This is a genomic window from Pilosibacter sp. NGB245 (genome assembly GCF_057397225.1).
Window position 1 is genome coordinate 1331643 of the sequence record NZ_CM171584.1, and the last position, 15779, is coordinate 1347421.

21 protein-coding genes and 1 pseudogene are annotated in these 15779 nt (G+C 54.0%); all 22 read right to left on the reverse strand.

The genetic code is table 11. The features are described from left to right. Window positions 1-50: 50 nt before the first annotated feature. The 22 genes and pseudogenes from ACXMYH_RS06000 to ACXMYH_RS06105 all read right to left on the reverse strand — a co-directional run bounded on the left by ACXMYH_RS06000 (window position 51) and on the right by ACXMYH_RS06105 (window position 15726). A complete protein-coding gene (locus tag ACXMYH_RS06000) occupies window positions 51-341 on the reverse strand; it encodes a CD1845 family protein (RefSeq protein WP_486555712.1) in 291 nt (96 codons plus the stop codon). Between the two features lie 161 nt (window positions 342-502). Continuing rightward, window positions 503-871, reverse strand: coding sequence for a VapD family protein (vapD, locus tag ACXMYH_RS06005; protein ID WP_016306491.1), 369 nt, complete (start codon window positions 869-871; stop codon window positions 503-505). A 3-nt stretch (window positions 872-874) separates the two neighbouring features. Further along, a complete protein-coding gene (locus ACXMYH_RS06010; protein WP_016306492.1) occupies window positions 875-1213 on the reverse strand; it encodes a hypothetical protein in 339 nt (112 codons plus the stop codon). 160 nt (window positions 1214-1373) lie between these two features. After that, window positions 1374-1715 (reverse strand): plasmid mobilization protein, encoded by a 342-nt coding sequence (locus ACXMYH_RS06015; protein ID WP_015553878.1) that lies wholly within the window; start codon window positions 1713-1715, stop codon window positions 1374-1376. Further along, window positions 1715-1897 carry a DUF4316 domain-containing protein gene (locus ACXMYH_RS06020; RefSeq protein ID WP_107001173.1) on the reverse strand — a complete coding sequence of 61 codons (183 nt, stop codon included), beginning with the start codon at window positions 1895-1897 and terminating at the stop codon, window positions 1715-1717. The genes ACXMYH_RS06015 and ACXMYH_RS06020 overlap by 1 nt, the downstream gene beginning before the upstream one ends. 12 nt (window positions 1898-1909) lie before the next feature. Continuing rightward, complete coding sequence (locus ACXMYH_RS06025) at window positions 1910-2500, reverse strand: defense against restriction DarA-related protein (RefSeq protein ID WP_227589686.1); 591 nt, start codon at window positions 2498-2500, stop codon at window positions 1910-1912. A 132-nt stretch (window positions 2501-2632) separates the two neighbouring features. Further along, window positions 2633-3034, reverse strand: a complete 402-nt coding sequence (locus tag ACXMYH_RS06030) for a cysteine-rich VLP protein (RefSeq protein WP_050005650.1) — start codon at window positions 3032-3034, stop codon at window positions 2633-2635. Beyond that, complete coding sequence (locus ACXMYH_RS06035; protein WP_003500082.1) at window positions 3035-3226, reverse strand: hypothetical protein; 192 nt, start codon at window positions 3224-3226, stop codon at window positions 3035-3037. Window positions 3227-3228: 2 nt separating this feature from the next. Beyond that, the gene (locus tag ACXMYH_RS06040) at window positions 3229-3876 is read right to left on the reverse strand and encodes a DUF4366 domain-containing protein (RefSeq protein WP_107001175.1); all 648 of its coding nucleotides are present in this window, start codon (window positions 3874-3876) and stop codon (window positions 3229-3231) included. Then, window positions 3863-4129 (reverse strand): DUF4315 family protein, encoded by a 267-nt coding sequence (locus ACXMYH_RS06045; protein WP_005927622.1) that lies wholly within the window; start codon window positions 4127-4129, stop codon window positions 3863-3865. The genes ACXMYH_RS06040 and ACXMYH_RS06045 overlap by 14 nt, the downstream gene beginning before the upstream one ends. 22 nt (window positions 4130-4151) lie before the next feature. After that, window positions 4152-5819 carry a C40 family peptidase gene (locus ACXMYH_RS06050; protein ID WP_107001176.1) on the reverse strand — a complete coding sequence of 556 codons (1668 nt, stop codon included), beginning with the start codon at window positions 5817-5819 and terminating at the stop codon, window positions 4152-4154. 279 nt (window positions 5820-6098) lie between these two features. Continuing rightward, the gene (locus tag ACXMYH_RS06055; RefSeq protein ID WP_370823662.1) at window positions 6099-8528 is read right to left on the reverse strand and encodes a VirB4-like conjugal transfer ATPase, CD1110 family; all 2430 of its coding nucleotides are present in this window, start codon (window positions 8526-8528) and stop codon (window positions 6099-6101) included. Next, complete coding sequence (locus ACXMYH_RS06060) at window positions 8446-8832, reverse strand: PrgI family protein (RefSeq protein ID WP_016306500.1); 387 nt, start codon at window positions 8830-8832, stop codon at window positions 8446-8448. Before ACXMYH_RS06060 ends, ACXMYH_RS06055 begins: the two co-directional genes overlap by 83 nt. 44 nt (window positions 8833-8876) lie before the next feature. Beyond that, complete coding sequence (locus ACXMYH_RS06065; protein ID WP_182435827.1) at window positions 8877-9497, reverse strand: DUF7007 domain-containing protein; 621 nt, start codon at window positions 9495-9497, stop codon at window positions 8877-8879. A 42-nt stretch (window positions 9498-9539) separates the two neighbouring features. Further along, window positions 9540-9962 (reverse strand): SpoVG family protein, encoded by a 423-nt coding sequence (locus ACXMYH_RS06070; protein ID WP_227589684.1) that lies wholly within the window; start codon window positions 9960-9962, stop codon window positions 9540-9542. A 42-nt stretch (window positions 9963-10004) separates the two neighbouring features. Further along, window positions 10005-10544 carry an MT-A70 family methyltransferase gene (locus tag ACXMYH_RS06075; RefSeq protein WP_107001180.1) on the reverse strand — a complete coding sequence of 180 codons (540 nt, stop codon included), beginning with the start codon at window positions 10542-10544 and terminating at the stop codon, window positions 10005-10007. Between the two features lie 41 nt (window positions 10545-10585). Further along, window positions 10586-11452, reverse strand: a complete 867-nt coding sequence (locus ACXMYH_RS06080; protein ID WP_486555713.1) for a VirB6/TrbL-like conjugal transfer protein, CD1112 family — start codon at window positions 11450-11452, stop codon at window positions 10586-10588. Window positions 11453-11491: 39 nt separating this feature from the next. After that, window positions 11492-11575: pseudogene (locus tag ACXMYH_RS06085) on the reverse strand (Maff2 family mobile element protein); the annotation flags it as partial. A gap of 90 nt (window positions 11576-11665) precedes the next feature. After that, window positions 11666-13336 (reverse strand): recombinase family protein, encoded by a 1671-nt coding sequence (locus ACXMYH_RS06090; protein WP_006060475.1) that lies wholly within the window; start codon window positions 13334-13336, stop codon window positions 11666-11668. Further along, window positions 13337-13534, reverse strand: coding sequence for a hypothetical protein (locus ACXMYH_RS06095; RefSeq protein ID WP_486555645.1), 198 nt, complete (start codon window positions 13532-13534; stop codon window positions 13337-13339). A 241-nt stretch (window positions 13535-13775) separates the two neighbouring features. Continuing rightward, window positions 13776-15113 (reverse strand): virulence-associated E family protein, encoded by a 1338-nt coding sequence (locus ACXMYH_RS06100; RefSeq protein ID WP_003500111.1) that lies wholly within the window; start codon window positions 15111-15113, stop codon window positions 13776-13778. Continuing rightward, complete coding sequence (locus tag ACXMYH_RS06105; protein ID WP_009256569.1) at window positions 15082-15726, reverse strand: CHC2 zinc finger domain-containing protein; 645 nt, start codon at window positions 15724-15726, stop codon at window positions 15082-15084. Before ACXMYH_RS06105 ends, ACXMYH_RS06100 begins: the two co-directional genes overlap by 32 nt. Window positions 15727-15779 lie beyond the last annotated feature (53 nt).

A 15779-nucleotide genomic window follows, 5' to 3' on the forward strand; every position in this document is an offset into this window, starting at 1 on the left:
GCGGCCCATTCAGACCGCCCCGACTTCGGGCCAGTATGGCCCGAGGCTGCTTAACTTGCCAGAAACCGGTACAGAGCGGATTTGCCTCCGTCCAGCACCCAAAGAAGGGAGCCCGCCGCCGCTTGCAGTCCATACGGCGAAAGAAGGAAGGCAAGAAACAGAAATACAATCCCGCCTATGGGCGTCGGCGTGAAAAAGAGAGCGACACCCAGCACCACCAGAATCACAGAGGCAATCGTCAGCAGGACGGCACAAATATCAAACAGGAATACCAGCAGAGCCGCCAGAAGGGACAACGCTAAAGCAAAGGGAGCAACCAATATTTTCAGCAGTATCTTCATCTCCAAAACCTCCTTTATCTATCCTTCCTACCTCTATTTTATCATGCCTGCCCGGGGACATAAATGTTGCGAAAGATTAGTGAATCCTGTCCCAAACCTTCGGGCCATGATGGCCCGAAAACAGAAAAAGCAGGACACATTCATGTCCTGCCAAATTTCTGCTATTCTGTTTCCTGCTGCGGGCAATCGGGAACTGTCAGCAGCGAAGTGTCGATAACAATATCCTCTGCTGGTTTCAAGAGCTCTGTCAAATCGTGCTGCCGTCCCACGTTGGTCACATCAATTTTATTCACGCATATTCCAATCCACGGAAACTGTCTGCTTAATTCATCCATCAAGTCGTATATATCAGCAGTTGCCAGCTTATCATCCGATATGTAGCCGGAGCCTTGACGGTGAGAAAAACGATGCCGTTTGAAGAACCGGCGCAAGTCGTCATACGCCTGCCGGTAATTGGCTCCGGGGTAATGCTCTTTTAATTGATGGGTGTCCAGATCAAAATTTAAGGCTTTGAAATATTTTCTCTCCAAAACTCAAGCCCTCATTGCTGTTTTTTCCTGATAGTGGGTCAACAGATCTTCTTCATTGAAATCATCTGGACTGTCAGAATCGTCACTGTCACAAAGACGCCACACAGAAACATTATCCATGAACCATGTCTGCCGCTTCAAGGTATTGACGATCCGGCCGAACAGACTAAAATCCCTCGCTCTGCCGCAGTCACGGAATACCAAAGCGCCGGAACCATCCTCCATACGGGGAAGGCCCACGGTTTGGAATGTATGATTGATTGTGTTGTAAATGCCATCCAGCCGGTACTTATTTTCGGCTGTGATTTTATCATCATTCATGCGAATAACCATTTTCAGCATGGTATCAGCCTCCCTTCTTGAATTATTATATCATTATAGAGCTGGTTCTACAATCTTGAAAATCTGAATTTTTTATGACGGGCTTCGGGTCATGCTGGCCCGAAGTGGTAAAAAAAGAGCAGGGCGGCAAGCCCCACAACGGAAGCCTGCCGCCCTCGTCTTACTTTGCCACCAGCTCGGAAAGCTCCCGCAGCACTTTTGACACCTCGCCCCACAGCTTTTCATAGTCCCGCTTCAATCCGTCGATTTCCTCCGGGTACACGCCATAGGTGTGTGCGTGTACGGCGACCTGATTGAGATTGTTGGAACAGCGCCGTTGCAGAGAGATCAATTCTTTTACGGGCGCAAGGTCGATGTGCAGGATATACCCGTTCAGAGCCATTTTCCGTACATAGGCCCCGGCGTTGGAAATGCCCGCCTCGGCCATCCGTTCATGGATGGCTGCCAGCTCGTCCGGCGTTACCATGACGTGCAGATGGACATTCCGCTTGCGGTTCTCCATCATCGTTCCAGCTCCCGGCCTTTCCGGCGCTTTTTGGGTTCCTTTACCTTATCCAGCGGTTTTGCGTCCAGCTCCGGGGGCGTGGGTTGGATGGGCGTGTTGTTGGGTACGCCGTCAATCATGTTGCAGTTCTGCTCCGTGGAGAGCTCGGCGGTTTTCAGATAGTTGTCTTTTTCGTGCATGGCGATCCTCCTTTATCGTTCCTCATGGTTTTTATGGCTCCGCTTCTGGCCGGGCTCCTTCGGGGGTTCCTGCCCTCTGGTTCCTTCTTTGAGCCGGGCGGTAATGGATGAGCGCACCCGGTCAGGATTGCCCGGTGCTGGTTTCAGTTCATAATCCTCCATTTGCTTTTCGGTCAGCGGCTTTGTGTAGGTCAGTTCGCCCCATGCCATCAGCCTGCCGTCTGCCACAGGACGCCGCCTGTCATCGTCGTAGTTGACAATGGAAAGAGGCTGGTTATCCGGCGGCTTCGGGTAAGTTCCTATGTCCACGGGCCGCTGGGTGGAATAATAGCGGTAAACGCCTTCCGGTCCCAGCTCGGTATGCTTGACCGCCGCATGGTAAAGCTGCTGATAATCGTCCACCCGGCGGTCAAAATCCCGCTGCGCCCATGCCTGGCTGTTTCCATAGCGGCCCCAGTAGTAATCCCGATGGCCGTTTTCCCCCTCGGTAAACTGCCAGGTCACAAAGGGGCTCGGCGCTCCCGGATTATGCCCAAGCGCAAAGCCGTGTCCAGTTTCAAAGGTGGCAGCTTTCAAAATCACATATCCTTGTACTGTCTCCAAGAGATCCCTCCTTTCTGTGCCTCGGGCCAACATGACCCGAAGTGCTGGATGTTACGAAATAAGAGGGCAGACCGGGGAGGAATGTAATAAGATATTCCCACCCCGGAAACACCCTCAAAAAAGCCCGGAATGTCAAGCCTTTGGAGGCGGCAAATCGTAACAGCCGCCCGGCCTTTTCTCCCGCATTTTCCTCATGCGTTCCCGGCTTTTCCGGCGGTTCCCTTCGGCCTTGCAGGCGTCGGAACAGTAGGCTTGACGCCCCTCGGGCAAAAACGCCTTTCCGCAGACCGCACAGGCCCGCAGCTCCGGGGAGATGCCTTCCGTTGTCAGCGACGCTTGAAGCTCCGGGTTAAGAGGCAGGACAGCCTCACGGAAATAACGGCAGTACGCCCCTGTCCAGCACTTGTGCAGCATATAGCAGGCACAGTCAAGAGGAAGGCACAGGCCGCTTTCCCGGTCATAGTTGGCGCACATCCCCGTGACCAGAGTGCGGATTTTCTTCTTCTCGTCACGGGTCAGCTCCCGGGCGTCCATTTATGACTTCGGGCCACGATGGCCCGAAGGGCGGGGCTCCACGATCAGCGCCCGGAACTTCTTCCGGCACTGTTTTTTCTTTCCTTTGCACTCCTTGTAGTAACGGCATCCCTTACAAGGATCGTCATTGTCCCAGCCGGGGTGCGGTACTTCCTTCATCATTCGTTCAAAAGGGCTGCTTGTAAAATTCATTCTCATTCCTCCGTATCTTCCTCCCACGGCGGGGTATCTTCGTCCTCGGGTTCCTCTGCGATCTCCTCCAGCTCCCCGTCCTCATATTCGCAGTAATCATCCTCCAAATCCGGGGCCTCATGCTTCGGCTTGTAAATCTTGAAATAGTAACCAATCCCACCGCCGGCCAGCACCACCGCACCGATCAGGAGCAGAGAGAGAAGGGGGCTGTCCTTTTTCTCCGGCTCGGGTTCCGGTACTTCCTCCACAGGTTCGGTGGGCTTTGGCTCTGGCTCCGGGGTCACTTCTTGGGGCGGTTCCTTACCCTGTTCGGCAAGAGGCAGAAGGTCGTCTGTGGTAACGGTATTGAGGAAATAGACGTTCTCGCTGGTTTTCTGTTTGTCGATCACCAGATAAAACACGCTCTCGTCTGCGGTGGTGATGGTGTAGAACTCTTTACCGTCCTCGTCGGTGGCGTTGTCCACCACGGTTCCCGTCCCGTCCGGGGTAAAGGGGTTCTGGGTTTCCGGCTCCGCTTCGGTTTCCACCGGGGCGGGAGCTGTCTCCGGCTGCGGCTCGCTGCTCTGGGCGTAGGCCGGGACCGTAAAGATCAGGCAACACAAAAGGCTGGCAGCCATCGCCGCCAGCCTGCGGTATTTAGTTTTCTTCATGGGCTGTGTCCTCCTTTTCGGGTGCCTCCGGCTTCGGGTCAGTATGGCCCGAAGCGGTAAGGCTGTTTTTGGGGTCATTCAAAAAAGCCATAAGCTGGGCGGGGGTCAGTTTGAGCGAGCGCACCGCCTGCACGATCTGGCTGTTTTCTTCCTCCTGTTTCTGCTTTTCCAGCTCCCGGATTTTGGCCTGCCACTCGGCTGCCTTCTCCCGGGCTTTTTCCAGTTCCTTATCGAGCTTGTCGATCTTGTTCATGCAAGGACTCCTTTCCTCTGGCTCACAAACGCCCGAAGGCATAGAAATGTGTCTGCCAGTAGCTTGAATTGATGTTTGCGTATTGGATGGGCGAACCACAATGAAGCATCATCCCGTCGCCCACATAAATCCCCACATGGGACACAGGGCCGGGGCTGTCATAGGTTCCCGTGAAAAAGATAATGTCGCCGGGCTTTGCCTCGGAGGGAGAAATGATAGCGCACTGGTTGTAAATGCCCTGCGCCGTGGTACGGGGCAGGTTGTGGACGCCGCTGGCCGTGTACACCCAGCAGACAAAGCCCGAACAGTCAAAGGAGGTGGACGGGCTGGAGCCGCCCCACACATAGGGCCAGCCGATATACTTTGTGGCTTCTTCCATGAGCGCCGCAAAAGCCGGGTCATCCAGCGCCTCGCCGGGTATCTCATAGCTGGGGCCGGTATCTTCGCCGCCGTTGTAAATCCCTTCCCACAGATAGGGCTTGTTGCCTTTGAGCTGCTGCATAACGGTGTAGATTTCCCGCTGCTGTTCGTTAAGCCTCGGCAGGATCACGGCAGGCAGCGTCTTGTTTGTGAGGGTCACATTTAAGATGTAATACTCATAGGGGACTTCCTCGGTGGTGGTTTCCCCTGTCTCCGGGTCGGTGCTGGTTTCGGTGCGGTAGCGTATCTCGACTTCCTCCGTCAAGGTCAGTTCATACTGTGCCTCAAAGATCTCCCGCAGCTCGTCCTGCACCTGTTCCCGGAAATACACATGGTACTTTGCCGAGAGATAGGACGCCAGCTCATAGGGGTTATGGCCGATCTCGTCCACGGAATAGCGGTACTCGTCATAGCCGGGATGGGTGCTTTCGATGTTTGCCACCGTCTGCGCCAGCTCGTTTTCCAGCGCCGTGTAGTCCTCGTCTACGCCCAGCAGGTCCGTATCCTCCGAGGCGTAGGAGGTGCCGGATAACGCATTGGCAAGGCCGCTGCCAAGCGTGGGGAAGATGGAGCTTACCGCCGACACAAGAAAACAGAGCAGCAACAGCAGGAGCAGGACCAGCACCGCCACGGGATGACGGGTCACAAACTGCGCCGCCCGCCGGGTCGCAGTTCCCGAAGCGGCAGCGGTTTTCTTTGCGGCCTTTGCGCCCTGTTTTGCAGCCGCCTTTGCTTCTTTGGAATACCGGCGTTTCAGTTTCCATTTCTGCTGCACACGGGAAAGCGGATTGCTGGCAAGCTCCGGGTGCTCGGAGGCCATCTTCTGAAAATCCATATTGGCCCGGGCTTTTATGTCCTTCCGTTCCCACTTTGCCACCTTCCGGGCCGGGTGTTCCTGCCAGCGGCGTTTGGCATACCGGGTCAGTTTCCGGGCTCCGGCCTCGGCCACAAGTTCCGACTTATGGGCTCCTTCCACACCCACATTTTCATGCTCGACTTCGTGGATCTTGTTGTGGACATAGAACCATGCTTCTGTACGGGCTCCCCGGACTGCCTTTTTTGCAAGCCCCGGCGGTTTCTTCGCTGCCCGTTTTGCCTCGGTCTTGTCCAGTTTCTCCCGAGCCTTTCCCAGCTTTTTCCCGGCGTGTTCCGCTTTTGCCTGTGCTTTCTGGTACTTGTCCTTTTTGCTCCCGGCATTCTCTGCGGAGCCCTCCGGCTCCTGTGCCTTGCTGGTATCCTGCGGCCCGCCCGCTTCATCCTCCTGCCTCATGCGGTCAGAGGGACGGCTTTTGCGGCTGTCCTCTTGAAACTTGCCGCTTTTGGACTTCGGGCCATCGTGGCCCGAAGGGCTGTCCTGCCCGGTATCCTCGTCCTCAAACCGCAGGCGTCGGGATGGTGCAGGGGAAGGCCCTTCCCGTTCCGCCGGTCCGGGGCGATTGCCCCCGGTATCCTCCGTCGGCCCCGGCCTTTGAAAACTCCGTTTGTCCGGTTTCTTTCCGATGATGTATCCCTCCTTTCCAAACCTCGGGCCAGCATGGCCCGAAGTGTGTTATGCCCGGTTCATTTCCTGTTTTTTGTCCTCCGGGCGGGTGGTCATAATGGCGTACAGCTCGGTGTTCTGCGGGAAGCGGTCAACAAACGGGATGGTGGTGTTCCCGAAGAACAGCAGCCCTTCGCCGGAATTGGTATGGGTCACATAGGAAAGCTGGTGGGGGCTGATCCCAAGCTGTTTGGCTAAAATCTGCCGGTCCCCCTGTGCCTGCGAGAGCAGCACAAGGAAGTCCGAGTTTTCAAAGATGTTCTCGATCTCCGGGCTTGCCAGAAAATCCTTTACGTTCTGCGTTAAAGCACTCGGAACGCACCCTTTTTTCCGCAGCATTTTCCAGATCGCTACACAATAGCTTGCCGTCAGACGGTCACGGAGCAGCACATGAAATTCGTCAAAGTAGCACCATGTAGCGATACCGCGGAGGAAATTCATGGACACCTGCGAGTTTACCAAGTCCTGCATAATGAGCATGGCAATCGTCCGAAGCCCGGCTCCCAGCTTTTTTAAGTCAAGGCATACCAGACGGCGGTTTAAGTCCACGTTGGTTTCATGGTTGAACACGTTAAGGGAACCGGACACATAGATTTCAAGAGCCGTCGCCAGCCGCACCGCCTCGCCCTCCGGCTGGGAACAGAGCAGGTCATACAGGGTTTGGAGGGTCGGCATTTTGCTTGTTTCCGGGTCCTGCAAGTGTTCCCGGTACATCTGGCGCACACAGCGGTCAATGACGGTACGCTCCACCGGCTGCAAGCCGTCCTTGCCGCCAACGATCAGCTCCATCAGCGACAGGATAAAGTCGGCTTTCAGCGCCATCGGGTTTTCCTCGTCGAAGCTCAAATCAATGTCCATCGGATTGATGTGGTGGGGGCTGTCCGGGGCGATCTCGATGACCTGTCCGCCCAGCCGCCTGATAAGGGGCGAATATTCGCCCATCGGGTCCACCACGATAATGCGGTCTTTTGTGGCAAGGAACACATTCACAAGCTCCCGCTTTGCGGCAAAGGATTTGCCGGAGCCAGGCACGCCGAGGAACAGGCCGTTGGGGTTTTTGAGCTTTTTCCGGTTCGCCATGATGACGTTATGGGAAAGTGCGTTGAGCCCGTAATAGACGGCTTCGCCATCCATGCGGAGCTCCTGCGTCATAAAGGGAACGAAAATGGCCGTGGAGCTGGTCGTCATGCCGCGCTTGATCTCAATGCCGTTATGGCCCAGCGGAAGGCTGGAAAGAAAACCGTCCTCCTGCTGGAAGTCCAGCCGCTTCAAGGTGCAGTTGTATTTCTGGACGATACCGGACACCGTGAACAGGTCATTGTCCAGCTCCCGGCGGGTCGGAGCCATGTTTACCACAAGGAAGGTCAGCAGGAACATTCTTTCATTCCGGCTCTGTAAATCTTCCAGAAGGGTCTTTGCGTCGTTGCTGTATGTTACGAGGTCGGGCGGAAGTATGTCCATGTCGTACCCTGACCGGGCTGCCTTCTTTTGTTCCTCCACCTTCATCTTGTCAATGTCGGAGACTTTGGCCTTGATGGATTTTACGGCGGCGGCCTGATCAACGGTCTGGATATGGAGGGTGATGGTCATTTCCGCATCCATTTCCAAAAGCTCCGCCAGCAGCTTGTCCGAGAGCTCCGAGGCCAAAATCTGCAAGTAGGAGGCAGCGCCCCAAGTCGTCCCCACCCGGAACAGTCGGCTGAAACGAAAATCGAAACTGTCCGGGGCGATAAAGTCTTTGGTGGAAAGCCCGGTTTTGGGGATCATATCCCATGAAAACCGGAAGGGGGAGCCGCTGCCGGGGTGGAGCTGCCCGTGAAGAAGCTCCAGCCGTTCCAGCCCTGAAAGGGAGCGGCACTTGACGCCCAGCTTTTTGAAGTTCCCGCAAATGTCCGCCTCTACACGTTCCAGCCTTGCCCTGGCGGTGGAAAGGTCGTCCACGTTCACGCCGAAGGTCAGGAGCTTTGTGCGGACAATGCCGTTGTTGCTTTTGGCGATCTGGTTTTCCAGCATTTCCACATACTCACACCGGACGCTGTTGTAATCGTCATCCTGCATGGGGATGTTCACGCTGTACCGGCTGCCCGGGCGGCTTCGGTGGTTGAGGAAGGAAAGCTGGAACGGAAGGCTGCTGTCAAAGTAGTTGAGGCAGGCGCTCCACCCGTCAAAGATGGCCGCCTGATCTTCGGACTGTGCGAGCTGGTAGTTGATGTCCTCGTATTCAATGGTTTTGGTGTAATAGCGGTCCGTTACCCGGCACACCCCATCCCGGTACATTTCCCGGTAAGGGAGGGTCTGCTGGGCGGTGGTGGGAATGTTCTTTCCCTTTGTGAACAGGCCGGTAAGGCCCTGCTTTTCAGGCTTTCTGCCTGCGGGCTTTCCGGCCCTTCTGCTGTTTTGCAATCGGCTGCGCCTCCTTTCTGGCGCTAAGCAGCGCATAGAAGTTTTCGGTTTTGTAAGGCCGCACCCGGGGATAGAGGAACCGGGTGCGGATGATGTTTTTCAGCACTTTTTCCAATGGCAGGCCGTCCCGCTCATACATAGCCAGAAAGAAGAACGGGAGCATGAGGCCGATCATCAGGAACATGGCGGCGCTGTTCCCGATACTGTCACGGGAAAGCAGGTAGGCCGGGAGCCCCACCGCCGCTGCGCCGGAAAAACAAACAAGCTGGCGCTTCGTCAGATTGAAGGCCAGCTTTGTCTTAATTTTGGAAAGGTCTTTTGGTACTGGCACATAGGCCATTTGGGTACACCTCCTTTACTGCTTCGGGCCAGCATGGCCCGAGGTCATCTTGCGGCCTCTTTGGCCGGGGCTGTACTGCGGGCGGCTTCGGCGGCCTTACGTCCGCTCTGCCTTGCCCGCCAGTATTCGGGATTATACTGCCGGATGGACTGGTTGAGGTTTTCTTCAAACTGCCCTTTGTCCTTAATGCGGTCAGGTATGTTCCACAGCTTTTTGTCCAACAGTTCCCGGAGCACCACACTTTCCTGCGCGTCCTCCTCATAGCAGATATAGCCCTTATCCTTGAAGCCGCACTTTTTCGCTGCTGGGGAGAGGACGGCGGCTACCTCGTTTGCCACCATCGTTCCGCCGTGGCTGGCGGTAGATACCAGAAACACCCCTGGACAGAGGGTTTCACAGCTCTGCACATCACCCCACGGGGAACTTTTCGGCGCATGGAACATTCCGCCCGTCCGGCTCCGGTCCGCCTGCATGAGCGCCGCCTTTTCCAATATGGCGCGAAGTTCCGGGGAAAAGTAGGCGTATTCCCGCAGGACACGGGCGGCCTCCCCGCCGCAGGCGTTCATCAACAGGGTATAGGCATCGCTGTCCGCTTTGGTACAGCGGCCCAGCAGTTTTCCGTCGTAATAGCAGGCCGCGTCATAGCCCGTCCGTTTGCGTGGCATGGTTCCCGCCTCCTTTCTGCTTCGGGCCAGCATGGCCCGAGGTCAACGCTCTGCGCTGCGGCTGGGCTTTTCCTTCGGAGGCCGTTCTGCCTTTGCCTGTTCGGCAGCCGCTTTTCCGGCTTTGAGCTGGTCGCTGATGGATGCACGCCCCACAGAGCCACGCTCCGCCATCTGTTCCAGCTTTGCCTCATAGGCTTGCAGAACAGCGGTGTTGAGCTGTTCCCGGAACTCCTTTGTGACAGGGTAGGCCATATCCCGGTAGCCGCCTTTGCCGTCTGGCTGGCTGGGCATCCCAAGAAAGAGCCCCTTGCTGCCCTGTACGATTTTCAGATTTTCCACCACAAAGCAGTCATTGAATTTCACGCTGGCAAAGCCCATGAGGTTTTTCACAGGTTCGATGACCCGCACGCTTACATCCAGCTTTATAGGGGCAGCTGGTGTTCCGCCCGCATTTTTTTCCTGCATGGATTTCTCCTTTCCGCTTCGGGTCAGCATGACCCGAAGCTGTTACAAGTTTACAGTGCTTTCAACTTCGTTTCCCCACACGTCCCATCCGGGCTTTTTTTCTCTGGCGAACAATTCCACTCGTGGTATATCGCCCATCAGTTCTACAATTTTCCGCCTGGCCTCGTCCGGCTTTTTACTGTGGCGCTCTATCGGGGAAACAATAAGCTGGTGAACACCGGTAGACTTACGCTTCGGATGTCCTTTTACTGCTAAAAGACAAATTTCTGCATTGCCTCTGGTCCAATACCCCAGACCGTAAAACCATGAGTAGGAGCGCCGGTTCCTCTTTATCCATACAAAAGCCACAGAACGATAAGAAAAGCCCCATGCTTTAATGACCTTTAAGGCTTCCGGCAGTTGTGGGAATGTTGCCCACAGAAACAAAACGCTGTCTTTTGCAGCCAAGTCGGCCACTGGAAGGGAACAAATTTCTTCAATACTCATAGTGGGATAATGAAGCTCTGCTGATCCCTGCCTGTTTTTCTGCTCATACCGCCACGGTGGATCTGCATAGATTATCGAAAATTTTTCTTTCGGCATGATCCTCCTTTCCGCTTCGGGTCAGCATGGCCCGAAGTCTCTTAATGGCAGCCGAAGATGGATTTTGCAAGACTGCCTGTTTTGAATAAGGTAAAACACAGCAGCACCGTATATCCCACGCAGTCCCAGATCGCCCCGATGGGGTCGCCGTCGGTGGCGATACTCTGGATCAGCACCGCATAGATTGCGACACAGACTAAGATCAACAGACCTTGAAAGCCCACCGCAAAGAGGGAGCGGAAATAGTTCTGCCCCATGTGTCCGGTTTCCCTGTTGGGGACTGTGGCAAACGGGATAGGCGCTAAACTTGTGAGTAAATAGATTTCAGTCATACGGCCATATACGATGACGAAGATCACGATATTTAAGGCAATCATGGTAAGCTGGATCAGGAAGGATTGTAGCCAGAGTCCGAACAGAGGACCCAACTCCATCGCTTCAAGTTCTGTCCGTAGACTGTCCAGCACATCCGGCGTGATCTCTGTCCCGTTCTGGATAATGCCCGCTGACTGCTGTATCACATGCTGGCTCACATCAAAGACCGCCAGCACGATATTGAAGGTATTCGTCAGGATCATCACAGCCACAAAGGTTTTGAACACCCACTTAAAAAACATCCATGTGTCAACTTCATGGAGGTTGTTGCGTTCTATGAGCATCTGTATCAGCTCATAGGTCATTACAAAAGTGAGGATGACCCCGGCGATTGGCAGGATGGCAGTTTCAGAGATCTGTCGTATCATGGAAAAGACCCCGGCGTTCCAGTCCGCCGGGGTCGTGCCGACCTGTGTGGCGATCTCGCCAACGCTCTGATTGACGTTATCGAAAAGGCCGTCCAGATTTCCCATGATACCATCGACGAGCAGACCTTTCAGCCATTCAACGATTGCGTCGATGATAAAGTCCATACATCAGCTCCTTCTGGAAAAAGGGACAACGGGTGACACTTAGCTGAACAGACCGGACAGCAGAGGGATAAGCTGAAGGCCGATCAGAACGACACCGCCGCCAGCCATGAGCTGGTTTATACCCAATTAGGTGTAAAACTCTGCTCGATGGCGGGCGGCGGCGTACAAAAAATCTATATGGTGTTTTTAAGAGAACCGTCCCGGCGGGACAGGTCAGGCAGTGACCTGTTCCACCTCTGGGATGGGTTTGAGATTAAAATGAATTTCGATAGAAATGTGTCTTGTTTTATCTTCGTCAATGCGCTCATGCACGACGATTTCTTTGATTAAGCGGTTGAGGGTGGCTGCGTCCAGCTCTGTGATATTGGCGTATTCCTGAATGGCTTCCACCCATTGTTTTGCGTCATTGGCAAGCTGGACTTCATCGGACAGCCGCTTTCTGCCCTCGGACACTTTTGCTTTAAGCTCCGCTTGCTCGGTCTGTGTCTTTTCCAGCATGGTGTTGAAATTCTGTTCACTGATACGCCCTGCAATCATATCCTCATAAAGCCGCATTACCATTTTGTCCAGAACCTCAATCCGTTCCTCGTCCCTTGTGAGGGAGCGTTCCATTGCTTCCCGCTGTTCCCGCTGCTCGGCTTCACAGGTATTGGTCAAGCGGTCGGCAACCGCTTCCCCGTCCATCAGGGCGGCTCTGGCACATTCCCGGATTTTCCGCAGCACATGGCTGTAAAGGGTGTCATAATCAATCCGGTGCTGGGTGCAGTGGTTCTTTCCAAAGGCATTGTAGGTTTTGCAGGAGTAAATCTGCTGGGGATGTTTTGCGTTTGTGTAGCGTATCGTCAGTGACTTCCCACACTCACCGCATTTTATCAGTCCGGCAAACAGGCTGATTTCATTGGTCTGCCCCGGACGCTGGCGGGATTTCAGCTTGTTCTGCACAATGTCAAAGCTCATGCGGTCAATCAGCGGTTCATGCTGTCCCTCCACCACAATCCAGTCCTCCGGCTTCTTTTCCCCAATCGTGCCGATTTTGAAACGGTAGTCCTTTTTCTGGGAAGCAATCGCCCCGGTGTAGACGGGATTCATCAAAAGGTCTTTGATAACGGAGAAGTCCCACATATACCGCCCGTTTTCCGGGTCTTTCTTTTCCCATTTGGTGCGGGTATTGCGAAGCCCCCGTTCCCGGTTCCACCATGTGGGGCAGGGGATTTTTTCTTCCTCCAGCCGTCTGCGGATATAGTTCGGACCATGACCGTTTAGGGCATATCCGAAAATCAGCCGCACAATCGGGGCGGTTTCCTCGTCAATGAGCAGATGGTTTTTGTCCTCCGGGTCTTTCCGATACCCGAACGGGGCAAGACACCCGGTAAACTGTCCTTTCTGCGCTTTCAGAAGATAAGAGGAATGGACTTTCTTGGAAATATCCTTGCTGTACATCTCGTTCAGGATATTCTTGAACGGGGCAATATCGTTGTTATCCCGCAGGGTGTCGATACCGTCATTCATGGCGATATAGCGGACACCATTTCTTGGGAAAAAGTCCTCAATCAAATGCCCGGTTTGCAGATAGTTACGCCCCAGTCGGCTGAGGTCTTTCGTGATGACAAGGTTGATTTGCCTGCGCTCAATGGCTCTCAACATTCTCTGTAAATCAGGACGCTCCATATTAAGACCTGTGAAGCCATCGTCCTGATAGACTGCCACAACCTCCCATCCCTGCTTTTCGCAGTATTTTTCCAGCATATCACGCTGGTTTGCGATACTGGCACTTTCGCCTTGCAGGTCATCGTCCTTTGACAGTCTGCAATAGACCGCTGCACGATAGCCCCCGGCAAGTGCCGAACCGATTGTTCTGTATTCCATTTCGTTCATCATAGCCATTTACCCACACAATCCAGACGGTATCTGGCTCTTTTGAACCTCATCTTCATTATGCTTCATATCTTTCTTTTTAGCAAGATATTCTTTCGTATTTGTCTTACCGTATTTCTGGGAAATCAGGCTGACGAACACATCGGTTGCGTCCAGCTCCCCGTCAAACACCGTTGTAACATGAATCTCTGTTTTGTTTTTTGCCATAGGCAGTTATCCTCCATACATGAAAATAGCCAGACAGAGGGTGTCGGCAACGAAGTCCGGCAACGGGCTTCAAAAGACCTTGCAAACAATCTCAATCTGGCGATGGTTACTATTTATACTTTTCTTTTATTTTTCTGTTGTTTTGGTTGTCATAGGGGAGAAAAGCCGATAGTTTCGGGATTTTCCCCGGCAACCGGCTCGGCAACGGGATAGCAACAGGGGGTGCAACGGGCTGCCATTTTCAGAACGGAAGCTCCATCTGTTCTGTGACCTCCACAAAACCGTCCATCGTTTTTTCAGACGGGTTGCCGGAGTCCGTTGCCGGGTTTTCACGCTCCCAGCCCTTTTGTCTGCCATATTCGGAAAACATTCTTGGGTTCGGGAAGTACCGCCAGCCAGAAATGCACTGGTTCATAATCTCGTTGATTTCCCGGATTTCCCATTGCTTCGGCTCGTCAAAGGCATGGTTCAAGGCTTCCTTATAGAGCTGCTTGGAGCAGACCATGCTCCCGGTGTACTTATCAAGATACGCCTGTATCATCCCGGCTTTGGTGTCCTCCGGCATAAAATCCCGCTGGTGTTCTTTGAGATACCGCTGCATGGCAGGGCTGAAAGCCAGCTTGAACCTGCCGCTTCTGTAAATTTCCATCGCTTCTGCCCACATCTGCTCGATATAGGCTCTGGAAGCGGCTTCGTCCTCCAAAATGTGAACCTCGGCTTGCTCCGGGTACACCATGACGGGGATAAAGCGGCGGTTGCCGGAACGGTCAAGGGGCAGGAAGTCAAGGGCATTGGAAGTGCCGCCAAACACGCACTGACGGGGGCGGTCTGCTGGGTGGGTTTCATAGGGTATCTTGTAAACCTCTTTCTGCCGGCTTAAAAATGACTTGATTTCCTCAATGCTCTTGGCGTTTGCGGTTGCCATCATTTCCGACATTTCGATAATCCAGTGACCTTGCAGCTTACGGTACACATTGTCATCGTCCAGCTTCCGCAAATCATCGGAGAACCACTCGTCCCGGACTGCCAGCAGACGGAAGAAGGTGGACTTTCCAGCCCCCTGACCGCCTACCAGACAAAGCATGATTTCAAACTTGCACCCCGGCTGAAAGGCTCGTGAGATTGCACCCAGCAGGAACAGCTTCAACGCTTCATAGGTGTAATCGTCTGCGTCAGCCCCCAGAAAGTGCCGCAGACAGAAACGGATTCGTTCTGTCCCGTCCCACACAAGGGCACTTAGGTAGTCCCGGATGGGATGGTACTTGTTTTCATTCGCCACAATCCCGATGGCATTATCAATCTTTTTCTCATTGGTAAGCCCATAGGTTTCTTCCAGATAGAGAAGCAGATACTTCATATCCGTATCGTTCAGGGCTGTGCTTTCTCTGTGAAAACCGATGGGCTTTATGATGTCCTTGCGGTCGGTCAGGATGTTGTATGCGATAGCCCCGGAAAGCAGAGGGTCACGCTGGAATACGGTCAGGCAGTTCCGTATGCTCTGGCGGACACCGCCTTTCTCGGTGGTTTCCAGCCCCGCCTTGATTTCCTCAATGCTCTGGGGCGGCTGCATAGCGTTCATGGTGTTTTTTAGTTCTTGCTGCGTCTGCGGCTGCAAGCTCTGCCATTCGTTGTTCAAGCTGTATCACATCCTTTCCGTAGTCCGTAATCAAAGCCGCTTTTTCCTCTGTCTCCCCGAACAGCAGCACATCCAGCAGATATTCCACTTGGGCTTGCTTCTGTAAGGCTTCCACAAACCGGGGATGAACGGCTTCCTCCGGGGAGTGCGGGACATAATCCTTTCTCCATGCCCTAAGCAGGTGGAGATAATCGGCAAGGATACGGAAGCAGCGGTTCTTTGCTTCCTGAAACTGTTCCTCCGGGGATTTCTGCCGGGGCTTGGGCTTTTTTACCTTTCCCGGCGGCTTCCAGTCCTCATAAGAAAGCCCGAAGTCATTTGCCAGTTGTACGGCGGCTTCTTTCTTTCCCAGCCCATACAGGGCGGCGACAAAATCAATCACATCCCCATCCGCACCGCAGCCGAAGCAGTGGTAACGCCGATCCAGCTTCATGCTTGGGGTTTTATCATTATGGAACGGGCAGCAAGCCATCCCGTTCCGCCCTACATGGATTCCATAATGCTCCGCAGCCTGTCTTGTTGTGACGGACTGCTTCACAGCTTCAAATACATTCAAATCTATCCCTCCTTGAAAATAAGAAAAGCACCTGACATTCTCTGATTGAAAAT